The 20,201-nt window shown below is 50.1% G+C and carries 22 protein-coding genes and 1 pseudogene; 16 read left to right on the forward strand and 7 right to left on the reverse strand.

The annotated features are described in order from the left end of the window. Positions 1-19: 19 nt before the first annotated feature. Positions 20-424, reverse strand: coding sequence for a VOC family protein (locus PLA01S_RS20870; RefSeq protein WP_127593870.1), 405 nt, complete (start codon positions 422-424; stop codon positions 20-22). A 121-nt stretch (positions 425-545) separates the two neighbouring features. Continuing rightward, positions 546-1,994, reverse strand: coding sequence for a cardiolipin synthase (gene cls / locus PLA01S_RS20875; protein ID WP_127593959.1), 1,449 nt, complete (start codon positions 1,992-1,994; stop codon positions 546-548). Between the two features lie 223 nt (positions 1,995-2,217). Here cls and PLA01S_RS20880 point away from each other — a divergent pair, with 223 nt between their 5' ends. The 4 genes from PLA01S_RS20880 to PLA01S_RS20895 all read left to right on the forward strand — a co-directional run bounded on the left by PLA01S_RS20880 (position 2,218) and on the right by PLA01S_RS20895 (position 6,022). After that, positions 2,218-3,297, forward strand: a complete 1,080-nt coding sequence (locus PLA01S_RS20880) for an AI-2E family transporter (protein ID WP_127593871.1) — start codon at positions 2,218-2,220, stop codon at positions 3,295-3,297. A gap of 234 nt (positions 3,298-3,531) precedes the next feature. Beyond that, complete coding sequence (locus tag PLA01S_RS20885) at positions 3,532-4,494, forward strand: ring-cleaving dioxygenase (protein ID WP_127593872.1); 963 nt, start codon at positions 3,532-3,534, stop codon at positions 4,492-4,494. Beyond that, a complete protein-coding gene (locus tag PLA01S_RS20890; RefSeq protein WP_127593873.1) occupies positions 4,481-5,092 on the forward strand; it encodes a flavin reductase family protein in 612 nt (203 codons plus the stop codon). The genes PLA01S_RS20885 and PLA01S_RS20890 overlap by 14 nt, the downstream gene beginning before the upstream one ends. Before the next feature lie 186 nt (positions 5,093-5,278). Then, the gene (locus PLA01S_RS20895; protein WP_127593874.1) at positions 5,279-6,022 is read left to right on the forward strand and encodes an SDR family NAD(P)-dependent oxidoreductase; all 744 of its coding nucleotides are present in this window, start codon (positions 5,279-5,281) and stop codon (positions 6,020-6,022) included. A gap of 57 nt (positions 6,023-6,079) precedes the next feature. On the opposite strand, the gene PLA01S_RS32880 is transcribed toward PLA01S_RS20895, so the two are convergent. After that, positions 6,080-6,979, reverse strand: a complete 900-nt coding sequence (locus PLA01S_RS32880) for an exosporium glycoprotein BclB-related protein (RefSeq protein WP_272868165.1) — start codon at positions 6,977-6,979, stop codon at positions 6,080-6,082. Between the two features lie 250 nt (positions 6,980-7,229). Between PLA01S_RS32880 and ectB the strand changes: the two genes are divergently transcribed. From ectB to PLA01S_RS20920, 4 genes and pseudogenes are all read left to right on the forward strand, one after another. Further along, on the forward strand, positions 7,230-8,462 hold the full coding sequence (gene ectB, locus PLA01S_RS20905; RefSeq protein ID WP_246059722.1) for a diaminobutyrate--2-oxoglutarate transaminase: 1,233 nt from the start codon (positions 7,230-7,232) through the stop codon (positions 8,460-8,462). Further along, positions 8,459-8,851, forward strand: a complete 393-nt coding sequence (locus PLA01S_RS20910) for an ectoine synthase (protein ID WP_127593877.1) — start codon at positions 8,459-8,461, stop codon at positions 8,849-8,851. Before ectB ends, PLA01S_RS20910 begins: the two co-directional genes overlap by 4 nt. A gap of 80 nt (positions 8,852-8,931) precedes the next feature. After that, a pseudogene (locus tag PLA01S_RS20915) lies at positions 8,932-9,045 on the forward strand (ectoine hydroxylase); the annotation flags it as partial. After that, positions 9,042-9,572, forward strand: coding sequence for a DUF2179 domain-containing protein (locus PLA01S_RS20920; protein ID WP_100541409.1), 531 nt, complete (start codon positions 9,042-9,044; stop codon positions 9,570-9,572). The pseudogene PLA01S_RS20915 and the gene PLA01S_RS20920, both read left to right, overlap by 4 nt. 138 nt (positions 9,573-9,710) lie before the next feature. On the opposite strand, the gene PLA01S_RS20925 is transcribed toward PLA01S_RS20920, so the two are convergent. Further along, positions 9,711-10,232 (reverse strand): DinB family protein, encoded by a 522-nt coding sequence (locus PLA01S_RS20925; RefSeq protein WP_127593878.1) that lies wholly within the window; start codon positions 10,230-10,232, stop codon positions 9,711-9,713. Positions 10,233-10,307: 75 nt separating this feature from the next. Continuing rightward, positions 10,308-11,267, reverse strand: a complete 960-nt coding sequence (locus PLA01S_RS20930; RefSeq protein ID WP_127593879.1) for a helix-turn-helix transcriptional regulator — start codon at positions 11,265-11,267, stop codon at positions 10,308-10,310. Positions 11,268-11,514: 247 nt separating this feature from the next. On the opposite strand from PLA01S_RS20930, the gene brfA reads away from it, so the two are divergent. Beyond that, positions 11,515-11,739 carry a ribosome rescue factor BrfA gene (gene brfA, locus PLA01S_RS20935; protein ID WP_127593880.1) on the forward strand — a complete coding sequence of 75 codons (225 nt, stop codon included), beginning with the start codon at positions 11,515-11,517 and terminating at the stop codon, positions 11,737-11,739. 28 nt (positions 11,740-11,767) lie between these two features. Continuing rightward, complete coding sequence (gene rnhA, locus PLA01S_RS20940) at positions 11,768-12,430, forward strand: ribonuclease H (RefSeq protein ID WP_127593960.1); 663 nt, start codon at positions 11,768-11,770, stop codon at positions 12,428-12,430. A gap of 497 nt (positions 12,431-12,927) precedes the next feature. Here the strand turns inward: rnhA and PLA01S_RS20945 are convergent, their stop codons facing one another. Beyond that, the gene (locus PLA01S_RS20945; RefSeq protein ID WP_127593961.1) at positions 12,928-13,806 is read right to left on the reverse strand and encodes a helix-turn-helix transcriptional regulator; all 879 of its coding nucleotides are present in this window, start codon (positions 13,804-13,806) and stop codon (positions 12,928-12,930) included. A 204-nt stretch (positions 13,807-14,010) separates the two neighbouring features. On the opposite strand from PLA01S_RS20945, the gene PLA01S_RS20950 reads away from it, so the two are divergent. Next, positions 14,011-14,745, forward strand: a complete 735-nt coding sequence (locus tag PLA01S_RS20950) for a ThuA domain-containing protein (protein WP_127593881.1) — start codon at positions 14,011-14,013, stop codon at positions 14,743-14,745. On the opposite strand, the gene PLA01S_RS32075 is transcribed toward PLA01S_RS20950, so the two are convergent. Beyond that, complete coding sequence (locus PLA01S_RS32075; RefSeq protein ID WP_164817486.1) at positions 14,733-14,921, reverse strand: hypothetical protein; 189 nt, start codon at positions 14,919-14,921, stop codon at positions 14,733-14,735. The genes PLA01S_RS20950 and PLA01S_RS32075 overlap by 13 nt on opposite strands. On the opposite strand from PLA01S_RS32075, the gene deoR reads away from it, so the two are divergent. The 5 genes from deoR to deoD all read left to right on the forward strand — a co-directional run bounded on the left by deoR (position 14,920) and on the right by deoD (position 20,028). Further along, positions 14,920-15,855, forward strand: a complete 936-nt coding sequence (gene deoR, locus PLA01S_RS20955) for a DNA-binding transcriptional repressor DeoR (protein WP_127593882.1) — start codon at positions 14,920-14,922, stop codon at positions 15,853-15,855. The genes PLA01S_RS32075 and deoR overlap by 2 nt on opposite strands. Before the next feature lie 395 nt (positions 15,856-16,250). After that, positions 16,251-16,778, forward strand: a complete 528-nt coding sequence (deoC, locus tag PLA01S_RS20960; RefSeq protein WP_127593883.1) for a deoxyribose-phosphate aldolase — start codon at positions 16,251-16,253, stop codon at positions 16,776-16,778. Between the two features lie 80 nt (positions 16,779-16,858). Further along, a complete protein-coding gene (locus PLA01S_RS20965; RefSeq protein WP_127593884.1) occupies positions 16,859-18,037 on the forward strand; it encodes a NupC/NupG family nucleoside CNT transporter in 1,179 nt (392 codons plus the stop codon). An 81-nt stretch (positions 18,038-18,118) separates the two neighbouring features. Beyond that, the gene (gene deoB, locus PLA01S_RS20970; RefSeq protein WP_127593885.1) at positions 18,119-19,297 is read left to right on the forward strand and encodes a phosphopentomutase; all 1,179 of its coding nucleotides are present in this window, start codon (positions 18,119-18,121) and stop codon (positions 19,295-19,297) included. A gap of 23 nt (positions 19,298-19,320) precedes the next feature. Next, positions 19,321-20,028, forward strand: coding sequence for a purine-nucleoside phosphorylase (gene deoD, locus PLA01S_RS20975; protein ID WP_076325327.1), 708 nt, complete (start codon positions 19,321-19,323; stop codon positions 20,026-20,028). Positions 20,029-20,201: the final 173 nt, after the last annotated feature.

A 20,201-nucleotide genomic window follows, 5' to 3' on the forward strand; every position in this document is an offset into this window, starting at 1 on the left:
TTGAAAGGGCCTTCTAACATTAATTGACTTGGACTTCTGTCGTTACCTGCCACAATACGCCGAACTTGTCTTCCAGCACCCCGAACAGCGCTCCCCAGAATTGAGTGTTCAGCGGATCAATCACCTTACCGCCCTCGGCCATGCGATCAAAAGCTTCATGTGCTTCAGCATCGCTCTCAAACGACAGGCTCAGATGAATCCCGTTCCCGCGCTCCAAGGTTTGGAATATGGAGTCCGACATAAAGATGGGAATTCCTCCGGCTACCAGACTAAGATGCATGACCTTGTCTTTAAGCTCTTCCTTGGTTCCGGGAATCTCGCCATGGGTTTGCACGGACAGGATCTCCCCGCCCAATGCTTGGGTATAAAACTCAGCTTGCGCTTTTGCATCCTTAGAGAAAATATACGGTGTCAGTTTAGCCACGTTCAACATCCTTCCCAGTTTTAAAATGATGGATTTGTTTTCCTTGGCTTTAGTATAAACGGTCTGAGTCTCCCGCATTTCTTCTGGATTGCTAAATGTTGCGGCAGCGCTAAGGCTTGTTTTACAGAATAGGGGACAGCAAGCGTGAGATGGATTCCTTGAACTTGATCCACCTTGACCGCTCCAGATACTGCTTCATCGTAAGCTGGCTGGATACCTGCAGATCCTGATGGAAGATGTGGGTCAGCTGTTTTGATAAATTCTCATCGTACAGGAACGCATTCACTTCAAAATTCAGCTTGAAGCTTCGAACATCGATATTCGCCGTGCCGACGGAAGAAATCTTCTCGTCAATGATGATTGTCTTGGCATGAATGAAGCCATTATTGTAGAGATACACGTTAGCCCCGGTTCTGAGCATTTCCCCGATATAGGATAAGGTCGCCCAATAGACAAAGGGATGGTCCGGTTTATCGGGAATCATCAGGTGAACCTCGACGCCGGACAGCGCCGCAATGCGGAGCGCATCCAGGAGACTGGCATCGGGAATAAAATAGGGCGTCTGAATATGAATCGATTTCTTGGCGGACGAAATCATTTTGATGTAACCATTCTTGATGTGTTCATATCTGGAATCCGGGCCGCTGGTCACAATCTGAATCCCGACATTGCCCGGTGAATTGATCTTGGGAAACAGATTCGATTCATAAAAGATATCGTTATGGTGCGAAGCCTGATTCCAGTCGAGAATGAAGCGAACCTGCATCGCATAAACAGCTTCACCTTGAATACGCAGATGGGTGTCCCGCCAATATCCGAACCTGGAGTTGAGACCCAGATATTCATCCCCAACGTTAAATCCGCCGACATACCCGATGTCGCCATCAATGATAGCGAGCTTCCGATGATTCCGGTAATTCAAGCGCAGATTAATGAAGCGCAGCTTGGACGGGAAGAAGGCCTCGGCTTCTCCGCCGGCTTCGCGAAATGCTTTGAAGAAGCCCTTGGTTAATTGACGCGAGCCCAGCTCGTCGTATAGAACCCTTACCTTCACGCCTTCTTTTGCTTTTTTGGTCAACAGGGATATCAGCTTCTTGCCCAGCTCGTCGCGACGGATGATGTAGTATTGAATATGTATGTAGACTTTGGCTTCCTCAATATCCTGAAACAAGCGTTCGAATTTCTTGCGTCCATCCGTGAAAATTTCAACGTGGTTATCGTCCGTAAGGATCGCCTGATTCTCATTGATATGCATATGGATCAAATCGCTGCTATCCGCCGCCGCTTGATTGCTGAACGGGTATTCCCCGTTATTCATCCTCTCCATTTGAGACAGCAATACCTTCTCAATTCCCGTTTTCTGCAGATCATCCCAATGAAAGAGACGGATTCTTCTTAAATTTTGGGCGAACAACAGGTACAGCGCAAAGCCCAGAATCGGGATAAAGGACAGCACCAACAGCCATGCCCAGGTGGAGCCGGCATCCCGCCGTTCCCTGAACACCACGAACATGGAGAACACGATATTCAGTACGATGATCAGACCAAGAATGATGGATGTAACATGCAGGTTCATAATATCCTCCTAAACTATATCCTTGCCCTTGTAATCCATCATATTATACGTGAGGCGTTAGGAGAAGTATATATCGGCAGGATGAAGTGAACCGAATGGTTATAAAAGTGATGGCGTTACGCTCCGACATCCTATGCCAGTGCAGACGCAAGCGATTTGTATATGCACACATGGTCATGATACGATGGTGAAAAAAATAGGAGAAGGGGCATGCTTTTTGCTGAAAATGAACAAGTTTTTCAAATTATGTCTTGCCGTGATCCTGGTCCTCATTATTATTTATTTGGGATCGCTGGTGGATTTTATATTCAGACCGGTACTTTCGTTCTTCTCGATCATCCTTGTGCCGTTGATGCTGTCAGGATTCTTCTATTACCTGCTCAGGCCGCTGGTGGATTTTCTCGAAAAGCGCAAGATAAATCGCTCGCTGGCCATCCTGCTCCTATATGTCGTGTTTGCAGGCATACTTACAGGTTTTATTATTGGGGTATGGCCATCCCTGCGGGATCAGATCGTGGCACTTGTACAGAATGCCCCCGCATTGTTTGCTAAGCTTGGCGAGCAGCTTCAGGAATGGGAGAATAACGGCTTCTTCAAGGATATATTTCCGGAGAACGCCAATCCGCTTACACAGCTGACCGATTATTTGAACCAAGGCTTCACGTTCCTCACGAATTATATTATGAACCTGTTTTCGTTTGTTTCGAATTTTGCCATCGTTTTATTTACGTTCCCGATCATGCTGTACTACATGCTGAAGGAAGGCGGGAAGTTCGGGGAGATGATTGTCAGCTTTTTGCCTAACCGATTCAAGGAAGTGGGAGCTTCGGTGCTGAATGAAATCAATAACGCACTCAAAGGGTTTATCGTGGGTCGGGTCCTCATCAATCTGGCGCTGGGCGTCTTGATGTATATCGGCTTCCTGATTATTGGTTTGCCTTATGCGCTGCTGCTGACGGTTGTTGCGGTCATTGCGAATTTCATACCGTTTATCGGAGCCATTCTATCCTCGATCCCGATCGTGATCATCGGGTTCATCCAGTCCCCAGGGACGGCGATCTGGTCGCTTGTTGTCATCCTGGCCGCCCAGCAGATTCAGGATAACCTGATTGGTCCGTATATTTTTGGCAAACAGCTGGCAATCCACCCCATTACGATCATTATTCTGGTTTTGGTTGGACAGGATCTCGGCGGAATTATAGGGATTCTGCTGGTGGTACCGATTTACATGATCATTAAGATTATCGTAACGAGAGTGTATCAGCTGTTCTTTAAAGAAAAATGGCAAAAAGCATAGACGCGGGATAGATATGTGGCCGCAGCTAGCTACTGAAGCCGCCTAAGAGCGTGGAATCGTTCTTGGCGGCTTTTTGTATGCCCGAGGTATGGAGGGGCGCTTGACAATGATATGAAAAATATATAATCTTAAATTAAAGATATTAAATTTAAAGATTGTGTGATTTAATTGTACGAACCGGAATCAAGCTTGGAAACATTGGGCTGGACACGAAACCATGAGGAGGCGATGGATATGGCATTACATACGGCAGGCATTCATCATATTACCGCATATGCGCAGGACCCGCAGAGAAATGTTGATTTTTATACGGGTGTGCTGGGGCTCAGAATGGTGAAGAAGACGGTGAATTACGATGCGCCCGAGGTTTACCATTTGTATTTCGGGGATGAGGAGGGGCACCCGGGAACCATTATTACCTTCTTTCCGTCCTCTGCTTCGCGAAGAGGGATACGTGGAGGAGGGCAGGTTGGGTATACAACATTTGTTGTCCCTACGGGTGCCCTGCCTTATTGGGAACAGCGATTACGGAGCTTCAGCGTCCCTGTCATGAAAGCATTCCGATTTAATGAACACTATCTTCAGTTCTCCGATCGCGATGGACTTTCTCTGGAGCTGGTCGAGCGGGAAGACGGACCGAAGAGCAGTTGGTCTGTGGACGATGTGACGCCGGAAACAGCGATTAAGGGATTTGGCGGTGCGGTCCTGTTCAGCAACAAATGGAAGGAAACGAAGAAAGCGCTGGAGGAGGTAATGGGGCTGACCTTCATGGGAGAGGACGTTAACTATGCACGGTTTCAGTCTGCGGGGTCCTTCGGCAACGTGATTGATTTACCGATGCGGGACATCCCGTTGGGCGCCGGAGGTGCCGGAACGACCCATCATATCGCATGGCGGGCCCAAGAAGATGGTGAGCACGGCAAATGGCACGAATGGGTGAAACAGCATGGTTTTCACCCTACGGATATTAGGAACCGGAACTATTTCAAAGCATTATATTTCAGGGAACGAGGGGGGATCTTGTTTGAGATCGCAACGGATCCGCCTGGATTTACGGTGGATGAAGATTTGGACTCGCTAGGGGAACAATTAAAGCTTCCTGCCTGGTTTGAACCGGAGCGAGCCCGTATTGAGGAAGATCTGGAGCCTATACAAGTCAAAATACAGGAGAGGGGCAACTCAAGTGATATCCATTGACCCGAATACCCAAAGCGAACGGGACACATACAAGCTGCTGATCGGGAGCGTTGTTCCGCGGCCGATCGCTTTTGTTACGACATTGTCGGAGGATGGCGTGCTGAATGCGGCGCCGTTCAGTTATTTTTCCATTCTGTCGAGCAATCCCCCTCTGCTGTCCGTTTCCGTTCAGCGGAAGAACGGCACGGCGAAGGATACAGCGAGAAATGCCATGCAAAGCGGCGAGCTTGTCATCCACATCGTGGACGAAGACAACGTTGAAGCCGTGAACGAAACGGCGGCGAACCTGCCTCCGGACGAGAGTGAGCTTGACCGAACCAATTTAACCACGGTCGTAAGCGAGGTTGTTAAGGTTCCCGGCGTTCTGGAATCCAAGATTCGCATGGAATGCGTGCTGGAGCAGGTCGTCACGTTGAATGGCGCGGACCAGCTGCCTGCTGCCGATCTGCTGATTGCCCGCGTAGTCCGCTTTCATGTTTCGGAGGAGCTATACGAGCAAGGCCGGATTGACGCTGCCAAGTTGAAACCTGTTAGCCGGATGGCGGGAAATATCTATTCATCACTGGGAGAGATGTTTACGATCGAGCGGCCGGTATAACAACGGACGGGCTGGATAAAGGGTTAGGACGCAGCGAATATCAAGTTGTGACGTTCCTATGCCGTTATTCGATAGTACGTAGGTCTATGAAAGAAAAGGAGCTTGTGGAATATCATGCCTGAAATATGCAAACTCTACATGAATGTGGGGCTGATATAATGAATTCAATATAGGAGTGGTCGACAAATGAAGTTTGAATCCAAGGTTGTCATTGTGACGGGAGGCGCCAGCGGGATCGGTGAAGCAGCGGTAAGGCTTTTTGTAGAAGAGGGAGCCAAGGTTGTTATCGCCGATTATTCGGACCGGGGACAGGCAGTTTCCGATGAGTTAAGAGGAGCAGGCTTTGAAACGCTGTTCGTTAAGACGGATGTAACCCAAGAACAGGAAGTTGCGAATATGGTGAAGCAGACGGTTGAGCATTTTGGCCGTGTCGATGTATTGTTCGCCAATGCAGGCATTGCTCATGATGCCCCTGCCGATCAGTTGTCGATGGACAACTGGCAAAGAACGATTGATATTAATCTAACAGGAGTGTTCCTGTGCGATAAATATGTAATCCAGCAAATGTTATCCCAAGGAACCGGAGGGGCGATCGTAAACTGCGGCTCAATCCATAGCCATGTCGGAAAAGCGGGCGTTACCGCCTATGCTTCCGCTAAGGGAGGCGTTAAGCTGTTAACCCAGTCGATGAGCGCGGATTACGCTCCTAAAGGGATCCGGGTTAATGCCGTATGTCCGGGATATATCGATACTCCTCTTATTCAGGGAAGAACAGAAGCGATCACCCAGCACCTGGTCGGCCTTCATCCGATGGGCCGCTTGGGACAACCGGAAGAAGTAGCCAAAGCCGTGTTGTTCCTCGCCAGTGAAGATGCGTCCTTCATTACAGGCACGAGCTTGCTGGTGGATGGCGGATATACAGCCGTATAAATGAAGAAAAGCCCCGGTATTAGAATCGGGGCTTTTTTTGCAGGAGGAAAGCGAAACTTATATAATGCTGACGCCAGCGCTGCCGTAACCCGCCACTGCAGTGATAAGAGTTGTGCCAGCAGCTGTTGCCGAGAATACCATTAACAAACGGGTATTGGCTGCTACCGGAATGGCCAGGCCTTCTACGAATCCATTGCTTACCGTTCCGAGACTTACAACGCCTGTGAGCGGCGGAGCCAGCGTAACAAGAGCGCCTGGTATTGGTGCGAAAGTATTGCTCGTAGCCGGCGCACTGTACAGTTGGGCTGTGATTGTAACCGTGGTTCCTGTCAGGGTAAGCGCCGCAGTAGTGCTAAAGGTAGCGGACAGTGCAGTTATGGTACCAGCTCGTGGCGTGTTAAATGCGAAGTCAAGTGCAGTACCTGCTGCTCCCGTAAGGTCGATCGTTCCGCCAGCGAGGGTAACGGTAGGGCCGGAAATACCAAAGCCCACCAGACCGATTGTACCTACTAATCCGCCTAAAACGGTCGTCAGAGCAAGCGGTGTACCTGATGCGAATGGGATGATGGCTCCTCCGGCAGGAGCTCCTGTAGCCCCTGTAGCCCCAGTAGCTCCAGCAGGTCCGACGGCTCCAGCCGGTCCGACAGGTCCGACAGGCCCGACAGGTCCAGCCGGTCCGGCAGGTCCAGCAGGTCCAGCAGGTCCAGCAGGTCCAGCAATACCGGTTGTCGGTCCGGCAGGTCCGACAGGCCCGATAGGTCCAGCCGGTCCAACCGGTCCGATAGGACCTTGAGGACCTACAGGTCCACGGATAGCTCTTGGGCTTCGACGCTTTTTAACAACACAGACATGGTCACCATGACCATGAGACGGGCATTTCTTTTTCTTAGCGTGAATTACATTTTTCTCTATTTTTTTTAGGGTACACAATATTTTCTTTCTAGAAGAACGATCCAAGTAAAGCACCTCCTTTAGATTTGTTTTATACTACGCAAATGTTTTCTGTACTGCATGGGTTAATAGCGTATAAATGATAGATAAACACCTATAATTTCCAGAATGTACGCTAGCCCCGGAGGCATTCATCTATTGACGAATAGCAAAAACCATAGGGTGAATTTCAAATTTCCATACGAAGTTCATAGGCTTATTACGCAGCGTTTCAAAAAAAATTAGGCATTACATGTAAAACAAGCTGGAATCGGAAGTGAGAAGTTATTGCCGAAGCTTTCAGACGGTTTTTGACAAAGCCCGGAATGCAAAGCTGTGGGATACGCAGGGCAATGAATACATTGATTTTTTTGCGGGAGCCGGCGCTTTAAATTACGGACATAACAATGAGAAGATTCGCGAGAAGCTGGTCGACTACATCTTGAAGGACGGCGTCACGCATAGCCTGGATATGGCTACGGATGCGAAGGAAACCTTTCTGACCCGATTTCAGGAGGTCATCCTGAAGCCGCGCGGGTGGGATCACAAAGTGATGTTTCCGGGTCCGACCGGAACGAATGCCGTAGAGGCAGCGCTCAAAATCGCACGCAAAGTGACAGGACGCAGCACGGTTCTGTGCTTCACGAATGCCTTTCATGGCATGTCGCTGGGATCGCTGGCGGTTACCGGCAATGCCTTCAAGCGCCAAGGCGCCGGCGTCGATTTGAACCATTCGGTATTTATGCCGTATGACGGTTACTTTGGCGACGACGTGGATACGATGGCATATATGGAGAAGCTTCTGAATGATCCGGGAAGCGGCATTCCGCTTCCGGCCGCGGTGATCGTCGAGGCGGTGCAGGGGGAAGGCGGATTGAACGCCGCCAGCCGGGAATGGCTGCAGAAACTGGCACTCATTTGCAAGGATAAGGGGATGCTGCTTATTCTGGATGATATTCAGATGGGCTGCGGCAGAACCGGACCGTTCTTTAGTTTTGATGATGCTGGCATTGTGCCGGATATTGTATGTCTTTCGAAATCGATCGGCGGCTTTGGCTTGCCGATGGCGATTACGCTGATCAAACCGGAGATCGATATATGGGAGCCGGGGGAGCATAACGGTACCTTCCGGGGTAATAATCTCGGATTCGTTGCCGCGGCCGAAGCGCTGAATTATTGGAAAACAAAAGATTTTCAGCTTGATATCGGCATTCGGGAGAATCGGATCCGCCAATCATTGGAAGGCGTTGTGAAGGATTACCCTCGGCTCGGCGGCGAAATCCGCGGCAGAGGCATGATTCAAAGGGTTGCTTTTGCTAAGCCGGAGCTCGCAGGAAGGCTGTCCGAAATGGCCTTTGAGCAAGGACTGATTATGGAAACGTCAGGCCCGCATAGCGAGGTAGCGAAGCTGATGCCGCCGCTGACGATTGAAATGAACACATTGGCACAGGGATTGGGGATATTTGAGAACAGTATGAAACAATTAGCTGCAGAGGAGAGGTTGTCATGATCGTTAAACATTTGGAAGAGATCGTGGATACCAAGGACGATATCGATACCCAGACATGGAATTCGAGAAGGCTGCTGCTGACCAAGGACGGCATGGGCTTTTCTCTCAATGATACCCTCATCAAGGCCGGAACGGAGACGCTGATCTGGTACAAAAACCACGTCGAAGCCGTGTACTGCATCGAAGGGGAGGGGGAAATCGAGGTTATCGGGGGTGAAACCTACTCGATATCTCCTGGGATGATGTACGCGCTGGACGGTCATGAGAAGCATTATTTGAGAGCACGTTCGCAAATGCGGATGGTCTGCGTATTCAATCCGCCGCTTACCGGTGCTGAAGTTCACGATGAAGAAGGAACCTATCCGCTGCTCGCCCCAATTTCAGACTAAGGAGATGATATGCGATGAGTAATAATCATGTGTCGGCCCTTCAGGAAAAAGAACTGGACGTTTATCCTTCAAGAGTGCAGATGCCGCGGAGCAATATTTTTATGGTCTATAACAGCGTGGAGAATAAGGTCAAGCAGCCGTACTCGGGCCAGAAGCCAAGACCGGAGTATATCGCCACTCGTGATTCTCTATGATCTCGCTGCCGCTTATCGGCTCCATCATCGGCATCAACGTGGTCTATGTCTCAATCTTTTCGCTGCGGCTGATTCTGATGATCAAAGGCAGAAGGGGGATCGCCTCCCTTCTGGCCATGCTCGAGGTATTCGTCTACTTGCTCGGCCTCAATCTTGTCCTGCAAAATCTGGACAATCCCTTTAATATGGCGGCCTATTGCCTGGGCTTTGGCCTCGGTGTATATGCCGGCAGCCGGATTGAGGAGTATTTGGCGCTTGGATATATCGTGGTACAGGTCATTGTCAATTCCGTTGAGACGAACCTGGCGATGAACCTGCGGGAGAAGGGATATGGCGTGACCGCCTGGGAAGCGGATGGCAAGGATGGCAAACGGCTCGTGCTTCAAGTTCTCGTGAAACGGAAGAACGAGCGTCGGTTGATGGAGTCACTATCCAAAATGTCGCCGCAGGCGTTCATTATCTCCCATGAACCGAAAAGCTTTAAAGGCGGCTTCTGGGTACGATTGACGGAAGGACGCAAATTGTAGCGCGCCTTTAACAGGATACAGGAAAGCCTGCTTCGGAACCCGGTTCTGGAGCAGGCTTATTTCGGTGCGGCATTTGTCTGCATGCTAACAGGGAGGAATTTCCGGATCAGGGACGATTGCCGATATGCAGCGAGTCATTTAGGTAAGAACCAACTCCGGTTCACTCTGGTACCAAAAAAAAGCGTAGTCGGTCATCGCTGAGGAGCTCCCGAGCTGCCGCAGCATGGCGGCAATATTTCCACGATGGTAGGTGCCGTGGTTCACGACATGCAGCATGATCTCGGACAGGCGGGTATCCCGGATGCCGGCATAAGGATTATCCAATCGGATCATCCGCTCCATATCAGGCTGCTGGCGGAGAAAGGCCGTGAATCGCTCTGATAGTTCGATAAACCTGAGGTTTAGGTCCTCCAGTGAAATGGCCTCAAGCTCCTCCCGAAGCTGGAAGGCTTCTGCTAAAGCAAGGCTCATGTCCATCCCGGACAAAATGTTCATCCATCCGAGATCTGCCGTGTAGATGTGAATCAACGCTTCGGATACGGTTGGGAAAATGCTCGTTATTTTCCGGTTGTACAATTCGCCCGGCAGCTCCAGCAGACGGTTGAATATCGCTTGGTTGGCCCATACATGGTACTCATACATTTTTACAGGATAGTTCATCGTGATCGTCCCCTTTGGCTTCGTGTTTTTGCTTTCTTGGGAACATTGTAAATAAAAAAGTATGACAGCGGACTGTCATACTTTTGCGTAAACCTGCAGCATTTTTTCTAATTTGGATTGCATGCGCGTTCTTAAGTTAGCGGGCTCGATGATCTCGATATCCTCGCCAAAGCTCAGCAGGGTAGACCAGAACCACCAGGAATCCGGATGTTCGACCTTGAACGTGAGACGGAGCGAGCCGTCATCATGAAATTCCCGCTGTACATCATAGAATTGATCCATCGCTTTGGCCAAGGCACGGGGGGATACGTGAAGGATAACTTCTATCGCATCGGATGAAGGTTCCCAGCTGTGCTGCTCCCCTGGGTGGAACGGATTCTGCTCTTGAAGATGGGGCCCGTGCGTGTGCTCCTCCGAATGCTGGTGCTGAAAGGGCTCGGCGGATGTGGACAGCTCCGACATTCTCGAAATGCGGAATTCGCGGTAATCGGCCCTTGTTCTGCAGAAACCGTACAGATACCAGGATCCGAATTTATACATGAGTCGCAGGGGCTCGACTTTACGGTGAATGCGTTCATTCTTGGCGCTTATGTATTGAAAGGAGATCACATGCTTGTCGGTAATGGCTCGGCGAAGGAGACGGAGGCTTTCGTTGTAAGAGCGCCAGCTCCCGATATCCATGGACAATCCCTGCGATGCGGAATTGGCGGAACGATCAATGGTCTGCAGACGCTGAATGGTATCCATGGCCCGTTCATCCTCAAACACCGTTGACATGCTGTGCAGGATGGTGATCAGGGCGCTGACATCGTAGGAGCCGAGCAAGCTTTTGTCCATCTTGTATTGCTCCATAATGCCATACCCGCCGTTCACCCCTTGATACGATACAACCGGAATGCCGGCTGCGCAGATCGCATCGATGTCGCGGTATATGGTTCGCTGGGACACGTTATATTTCTCTGCCAGGGCAGACGCCGACAGAATCTCGTTGTTCAGCAGCATGTAAATCATGGATATGAGCCGCTCCAGTTTCATCGGTACACTCTCCTATCATAATTGGATCTATTCTCCAATGATTCCGTATTATATCATAGGTTTTATTAAGTAAGGAGAGGAGATGCCGGGTGAGACGGAAAATGAAATCTCTACTGTTATTAACGAGAAGGAATATACTGCAGGGATCGTTCATGCGGAGTGGCGGATCCTGAGCGACTTTTGTTCCCTTTCCACCAATTTTGCCGTACAATATAGGGAATTCTATAATACAAGGAGTGTGAGCCTCATGGCCCGTACCAAAACGCAAAAAGCGCTCCGCAAAGCGGAACGTGCCGGAACATGGTCAGCCATCTCGATGAGAAAGACCAACGAAGATTACAGTGCGCTGTCACAGCATGTGAGAGTGAAGCCGACCAAACAGGAACAATGGAATAAGATCAAACACAGAAAGCGGATCGGAGACGATGGCGCTTTTTTTGTTGGTTTCGAAGGATGTGATATAGTACGCTAGAGAGGTTAGTTCAGGATGGAGGTTTATGATGGCGAAGCAAAAATATTATGTAGTCTGGGTAGGTAAAGTGCCCGGAATTTATACAAGCTGGGGCGACTGCCAACAGCAGGTAAATCAGTTTACAGGCGCGAAGTTCAAGGCGTTCGAATCCCGAAGCGAAGCGGAACAGGCTTATGCGGCAGGTTATAAAAATTACTGGGGGCAGCAGTCCGGAAGCAAGTCGGGCAGCTCAGGCTCCAAGAGCTACAAGCGCAGCAGCACATCTGCCGCTGAAGAACCGGGTGAGATCGATTATGACAGCATCTCCGTAGATGTGGGGACGCGGGGAAACCCGGGACCCGTCGAGTATAAAGGCGTGGATACGCAGACGGGTGATATTCTGTTCTCGTGCGGACCGATTTCAAAGGGAACGAACAATCTCGGCGAGTTTCTGGCCATCGTTCACGCGCTGGCTTACCTGAAGAAAATCGGCAGCACCAAAACGGTGTACAGCGACTCCATGAATGCGCTCAAATGGCTGAAGCAGAAGAAGGTGGTCTCCACGCTGCCGCGCGATGCGTCCACCAAAGAGATCTGGGATCTGGTGGACCGGGCCGAGCACTGGCTCCGTACCAATACATATGAGAACAAGGTACTGAAATGGCAAACGAAGAGCTGGGGAGAAATAAAGGCCGATTACGGGCGCAAATAAAAGAGCAGTAGGAAACCGTTCGAAGTTGTATAAAGCCGTAGTTTTGATATCGACGTCTTTGTTGTCACTGGGCGGCACCCTTACAATTATAAAGCGAAGACAGGGAGGGCTTCCCTGTTTTCGCTTTTTTTTGATACTCCATGGATCTAGGACTCAAATGCAAAAAAGTCCAAATCAAAGCATGTGGATAATTCAAACGAAGGGCGCATGCTACACACCGGAAGGACTGTGCATAACACGATGAATGAGTTCGTTATACACAGAGTTATAAACATTATCCCCGTTCGTTCCGCATAAATCGAATTTCGATCTTATATTTCATGGAAGTTATCCAGCGTTTGTGAACAAATGTGGAGAAGTGCAAGCATAACTCCCCATTAACTCGAGGGAGGAGACGGGTTATCCCCAAGGCCGGTGGTCAGGCGCAACGCTTGCTGTGGATCTATCCACGATACGATGACCTTTATACCGGGAGCCAGCGACGAGCACACTTAACCTTATTCCTTCTCGCGGACCTGCTTATAGTATTGATTGGGGGACATGCCGACATATTTTTTGAACACCTTGCTGAAATAAAACGGATCCTCCAGGCCGGTTAGATACCCGATCTCTCCGAAACTGAGGTGCGTGGCCTCGATTAATTCCTTCGCATGATTGATTCGTACCTGATTCACATATCGCATGATCGTATGTCCGGTAAGCTTGGCGAACACCCGATTGATGTAATCATAATTGCATTCGAAACGCTGTTCGATATCCGAGCTGATGATTTTCTCGGCGTAATGTTCATGGATGTAGTCAAGCAGCGCATGCACCTTCATATAGGACTTGGTGTGCGGGCTGTTTTTCTCCAGCTCATCGAATAGGCTCTCACGGGACAGCTCGATCAGCATTTCCATGAATTTGAGCGCGGTCAAACTGCGGTTAAAGTGCTCCCGTCTGTACAGCTGCAGCATTTCGCCAAGAGCATGGTACATATGATGAAGGCTTTTTTTCTGGGTTAGCGTGCAGGTCTTGGGGAAATATAGCTGTCTGCTGTCGTCCTTGCCTGTCGTCTGGCTCTCGCCCATGATCCATTGCTTGGCCAGCAAGGATAAGGGGCGCTCGGGCGTTTGATGAATATCGGGGTGTTCAAAATGAATATAGTAGTAGTCGCACGGATGTCTCTGGGTTCCCTCGTGGTCCAGATGCGGTTCAAGGACCAGCAAGTCGCCTTTCTTGAGCACATGGGAAACGCCGTTCTCCCGCATATGAAGCTCGCCGCTCTTCACGAAATACAGAATATACTCGTGTGTGTTCCGCTTGAAATGAATCCAGGGGTTTTTGTAGGAGACAAATCCCATCAGTTTGATTCTTGGCACATAGTCAGCGTTCATCGATAGCACGAATTCCACCCTCTCCCCAAAAAAACGTGAAGTCGTTTTTGTACAAAAAGAGTAACTTTCACACATTCCCGTTCATTGTAACACAGCCTATACTTGGGATGAATGTATAAGAGGTCTTACGGATGTCACCAGAGAACGATGGTTTCCAGCTGGACGGAAGAGCGTAGGAAATTAATATTAAAGGAGGCCATACTCTTGGCTAATATCAATGTAACGGTATGGAATGAATACCGGCACGAGAGACATAATGAACAGATCGCAAAGATTTACCCCGAAGGCATCCACCGGACGATTGCTGATTTTCTGGAGAAGGATACACAATTTGACGTACGCACGGCCGTGCTGGATGATCCGGAACACGGATTAACAGATGAAGTACTTGCTTCAACGGACGTCCTGATCTGGTGGGGGCATGTGGCTCACGGCGAAGTACGGGATGATATTGTGGAAAAAGTGCGCCAGCGCGTATTGGACGGCATGGGGATCATCGTGCTGCATTCCGGTCACGGCTCGAAGATTTTCCAGCGCCTTCTCGGCACGAACACAGGCGCACTGAAATGGCGCGATGACGGCGAGAAGGAACGGTTGTGGGTCATTGATCCCAGCCATCCAATCGTTAGCGGACTTGGAGAATATATCGAGGTTCCGCAGGAGGAAATGTACGGTGAGCGCTTTGAGATCCCGGCACCGGATGAACTGGTGTTTGTCTCCTGGTTCGAAGGCGGGGAGGTATTCCGCAGCGGCTGCTGCTACAAGCGCGGACGCGGCAAGCTGTTCTATTTTAGACCGGGTCATGAAGCATTCCCTACTTACCATCAACCTGAAATTCAACAGGTAATTACCAATGCCGTCGCCTGGGCAGCGCCGATCCAAGGCGCCAAGACCTCCTATGGCCGGGTATCTCCGCTCGAATACGTTCAGCCGGTATAGGCCGATCCCTTGCAAGCGTCCGTCGTCAACATTGTATTGCCTGAGATGTCAGGAATACGATCGTTGATCGGGCGCTTGTTTATTTTGATCATAACGGCGGCTATCGAAATCCGCCTAAGAACAATGTATAATGTACCCAATTCGGTTACGACATAAATAAAAGTGGGTTGGATCATGGATCAGGATAAACAGCGCCTTAGCATCGAGGCCGCAAGATTGTATTATATGTCGGATTACAGCCAGCAGGATATCGCGACAAGGCTCGGCGTTTCACGTCCTACGGTCTCCAGGCTTCTTCAGCACGCCAAGGAGCAGGGCTACGTGCAGATCAGCATTGTGGACCCTCTCGAGGACCTGGACGCTTTGGGCGAAAGGGTGAAGAAGGAGTACGGACTGGAACAGGTGCTGGTGAGTTATTCTCCCATCAATGAATACCGCGAAATCCAGAAGCATATCAGCAAAAGGGCGGCCGATTACCTGCATGAAACGGTCCAGGATGCCGATATTATCGGCGTGACCTGGGGAACGACCATGCATGCCGTGGCGCTTCAGCTGCAGCAGAAGCCCGTTCGGGGCGTAGAGGTCGTGCAGTTGAAGGGCGGCGTCAGCCATTCGCATGTGAACACGTATGCCGCAGAGATCGTCAATCTATTTGCCGAGGCATACCACACGATGGCGAGATATTTGCCGCTGCCCGTCATCTTTGACACCACGGAGTTGAAAGAAATGGTGGAGAGGGACCGGCATATCCAGCGGATTATCCAATTAGGCAAACAAGCCAACATCGCCATGTTCACGGTGGGTACCGTTCATGAGGACGCGCTGCTGTTCAGGCTCGGCTATCTTAGCAAGGAAGAACAGAAGCTGCTGCAGCGGATCGGCGCGGGCGATATTTGCTCCCGTTTTTTTGATGCGGAGGGCACGGTGTGCAGCGAGGATATTAACAATCGTACGGTAGGCATCGATTTGGATGATCTCAGGCACAAGGAGAAATCCATTCTCGTGGCAGGTGGGCAGCGAAAGGTAGATGCCATTCGAGCTGCGCTGATCGGTAAGTATGCAAACATCCTGGTGACGGACCAGTTTACGGCGCAAGCCTTGTTATCATGAAATGCTCAACTTGATATGGATATTTTATAGACACCTCGTTTTAGGGAGATTAGAAGCCGTTACAGCTTCGTGCCTCGCCTGGAGGAGGTGTTTTTTAGTGCGTTAAAAATAGCTGTCATAACAGGAAACGGATCTTATTATCTGATTATGTTTACCCTGATCGGGTATAGAGCATAGTAAACGTAGTGAATTGTTAGATTATTCCTGAATGATCAATTGTCGGTTTAGTCAACAATGATAAATATCATTGCCATAAATCGGAATGAACATATTTTCAATATGTATTTTACATATGTTCAAGGCTATGATATGATGGTCCCGTCTAAAGGATTAAGCGTTATGATAGCGCTTTTACAAGATTGCTAAAAATACAGTTTAAGGAGTGTTTTAACCAGATGAATATAGCAGGAATGATCGACCACACGCTCTTGAAGGCGGATGCAACCCAAGCCGAGATTACGAAAATTACAGAAGAGGCCAAAAAGTACGAGTTTGCTTCGGTTTGTGTGAACCCGACTTGGGTATCCTACTGTGCTGAGCAGCTGGCGGACACCAACGTCAAAGTATGCACGGTTATCGGTTTCCCTCTGGGAGCTGCAACATCCACGGTAAAAGCTTTTGAAGCGAAGGACGCTATTGCTAACGGGGCTGCGGAGGTTGATATGGTCATCAACATCGGAGCGCTCAAAGATCGCAACGATGAGCTTGTATTGAACGATATTCAGGCAGTAGTGGACGCAGCGACGCCGGAAGACGTAGCCTTGATGCGCAAAACCGTTGGCGAGAACATCGGCGTTAAGGCCTCCGGCGGCGTGCGCAGCAAGGAAGATATGGACCGCATGATCGAAGCGGGTGCAACGCGTATCGGTGCCAGCTCCGGCGTGAAAATTATGGAGGGCGGCCAATCCAGCTCTTCCTACTAAATGCTTTTGTGAATATCCGGTTTTCGATGATTCTATAGCCGTGTCATATCAAAAAAATCACCTATGGGGGAACAACGACGATGAAATATATAATCGCCATACTAGGTTTGCTGGTCGTATTCGGTCTTGCGTTCCTTATCAGCAATGATAAGCGCAACATTCGTTATCGTCCGCTGGCTGTCATGATTGTGCTGCAGCTGATCCTTGGATTTATCCTGCTGAACACCAATGTCGGCGAGTATCTTGTTAAAGGGATAGCGAATACGTTTAAAGCACTGCTTGACTACGCCGGAGCCGGAATCGGGTTTGTATTTGGCGGCTTTGCCATTGAAGGTGATGGTCCGTTCTTCTTGAATGTCCTGCTGCCAATCGTGTTTATTTCCGCATTGATTGGTATACTTCAATATATTAAGGTACTGCCGTTTATCGTAAGATATATCGGTCTCGTCTTGAGTAAAGTCAACGGCATGGGCAAGCTGGAGTCTTACAATGCGGTAGCTTCCGCGATCCTGGGGCAATCCGAGGTGTTTATATCGGTTAAAAAACAGATCGCCTTAATACCGAAGCACCGTATGTATACGCTCTGTGCTTCCGCGATGTCCACGGTATCGATGTCGATCGTCGGGGCATACATGACCATGATCGAGCCGCGGTATGTGGTGACCGCGCTTGTACTGAACCTGTTTGGCGGATTTATCATTGCTTCCATCGTCAACCCCTACAAGGTGGAGAAGGAAGAGGATATTCTGGAGGTGCAGGAGGAGGAGAAGCAGTCCTTCTTCGAGATGCTGGGCGAATACATCATGGATGGCTTCAAGGTCGCGATTACCGTTGCGGCGATGCTCCTCGGCTTCGTTGCATTGATCGCAATGATCAACGGCATTTTTGATATTATTTTCGGAATCACCTTCCAGGAGCTGTTAGGTTACATCTTTGCTCCATTCGCCTTTGTGATGGGCGTGCCTTGGAAAGAGGCGGTGGATGCAGGCAGCATTATGGCTACCAAGCTGGTATCGAATGAATTCGTCGCGATGCTCGATCTGGCCAACTTCACGAATATGTCCGAACGCACCGTAGGTATCGTATCGGTATTCTTGGTGTCCTTCGCCAACTTCTCCTCGATCGGCATCATTGCCGGCGCGGTCAAAGGCCTGAACGAGAAGCAGGGGAACGTGGTTGCCCGCTTCGGCTTAAAGCTGCTGTACGGGGCGACGCTGGTAAGCGTGCTGTCGGCCACCATTACCGGACTGTTCCTGTAAGCCTGGCAGGAAACGAACTACTACAAGCGAGCCTTATGGATAGTTTGATTAAAAACTCATATATGAGGGGGAGCAATGGATATGGAACGTTTTGACCGAATTCACTTGATCGTATTGGACTCTGTAGGTATCGGTGAAGCACCCGATGCGGCTGACTTTGACGATATCGGATCCGACACGCTGGGTCATATCGCCCGCGAATGCGGCGGGCTCAACATGCCGAATATGGCAGCGCTCGGTCTGTCCAACATTCGGGAGATCGAGGGAGTCCCGGCCTCGGATCAACCTCGTGCTTACTATACGAAGATGCAGGAAGCTTCGAATGGCAAAGACACCATGACGGGGCACTGGGAGATCATGGGCTTGTATATCGATACGCCTTTCCGCGTGTTCCCGGACGGGTTCCCGGACGAGCTGATCCAGCGCATTGAAGAAAAGACCGGACGCAAGGTCATCGGCAACAAGCCGGCCAGCGGAACGGAGATTATCGAAGAGCTTGGCGAAGAACATGTAAAAACGGGGGCTCTAATCATTTATACTTCGGCGGATTCCGTGCTTCAAATCGCTGCGCATGAGGATATCGTTCCACTGAAAGAGCTGTATGAAATCTGCGAGTTCTGCCGCGAAATCACGCTGGAGGATCCTTATATGCTCGGCCGGATCATCGCCCGTCCTTTCATTGGCGAGGTCGGGAGCTTCAAGCGTACGGCGAATCGGCATGACTATGCTTTGAAGCCTTTCGGACGTACCACGATGAACGAGATGAAAGATGCTGGTCTTGACGTCATCGCCCTCGGGAAAATCTCCGACATTTATGATGGCGAAGGCATTACGAAGGCGGTCAGAACCGTATCGAATATGGACGGCATGGATAAAATGGTGCAAACCCTGGGTGAATCCTTCAAGGGTCTGAGCTTCCTGAACCTCGTGGATTTCGATGCCGTGTACGGACACCGTCGCGATCCGAAAGGATACGGCCAAGCGTTGGAGGATTACGATCAGCGCTTGCCCGAAGTGTTCGAGAAGATGACGGAAAAGGATCTGCTGATCATCACGGCCGACCACGGGAATGATCCGACCTACAAAGGAACGGACCACACGCGTGAATACGTGCCGCTGCTTGTTTATTCTCCACGTTTTGCGGAGGGTAAGGAACTGCCGCTTCGCAAGACCTTTGCCGACATCGGCGCCACGGTTGCGGACAACTTCGGCGTGAAGCTGCCGGAGCACGGAACAAGCTTTTTGAATGATTTGAAATAATCGAAAATGTGGAGGAATGGGACATGAGTACACATATTGGAGCGAAACCGGGAGATATCGCCGAGTCGATTCTGCTGCCAGGCGACCCGCTGCGGGCTAAATTTATTGCCGAGACGTATCTGGAGGATGTGACCTGCTACAACGAAGTGCGGGGCATGCTCGGATTTACGGGAACCTACAAAGGAAAACGCATCTCCGTGCAGGGTTCGGGCATGGGCGTGCCTTCCATCGGGATTTATGTTAATGAACTCATTCGGGATTATGGCGTAAAAAACTTGTTCCGTGTTGGAACCTGCGGCGCGATGCAGGAGCATGTTCGTGTACGCGACGTCATTCTGGCCCAGGCGGCTTGCTCGGATTCCGGCATGAACCGTCACCACTTTAACGGTTATGATTTCTCTCCGATCGCCAGCTTCCCGCTGCTGCTTGGCGCGTATGAGCGAGGCAAGGAGAAAGGCCTGAAGATGCATGTCGGCAACGTGTTCACGTCCGATGTGTTCTACCGTGAGGACAAGTCGGTGGTTGAGAAGCTGATGCAGCACGGCGTGCTGGGCGTGGAGATGGAGACAACGGCCCTCTACACGATTGCCGCACGATTCGGCGTAAATGCCCTGACGATCCTGACCGTAAGTGACCACTTGCTGACAGGGGAAGAGACTTCTTCCGAGGAGCGCCAAACGACGTTTAACGAGATGATGGAAGTCGCACTGGATACGGCGATTTCGTTGTAAGGAAACGGCGCCGAAGAAGAAGGCGGATTTGTTTTGGTGAAGCGAAGCGGTTGCCTTTGCCCATGGATTCCAACAGTATTAACAATATATAAGGAATCTGGGGCAACAGCGATCGGAAGAACGATCTGCAATTGTTATGAGGCTCTTTTTTGTAAGGAACACAATCATCGCAA

The sequence above is a fragment of the Paenibacillus lautus NBRC 15380 genome, from assembly GCF_004000945.1.
In the GTDB taxonomy this organism is placed as follows: Bacteria; Bacillota; Bacilli; order Paenibacillales; family Paenibacillaceae; genus Paenibacillus_AQ; species Paenibacillus_AQ lautus.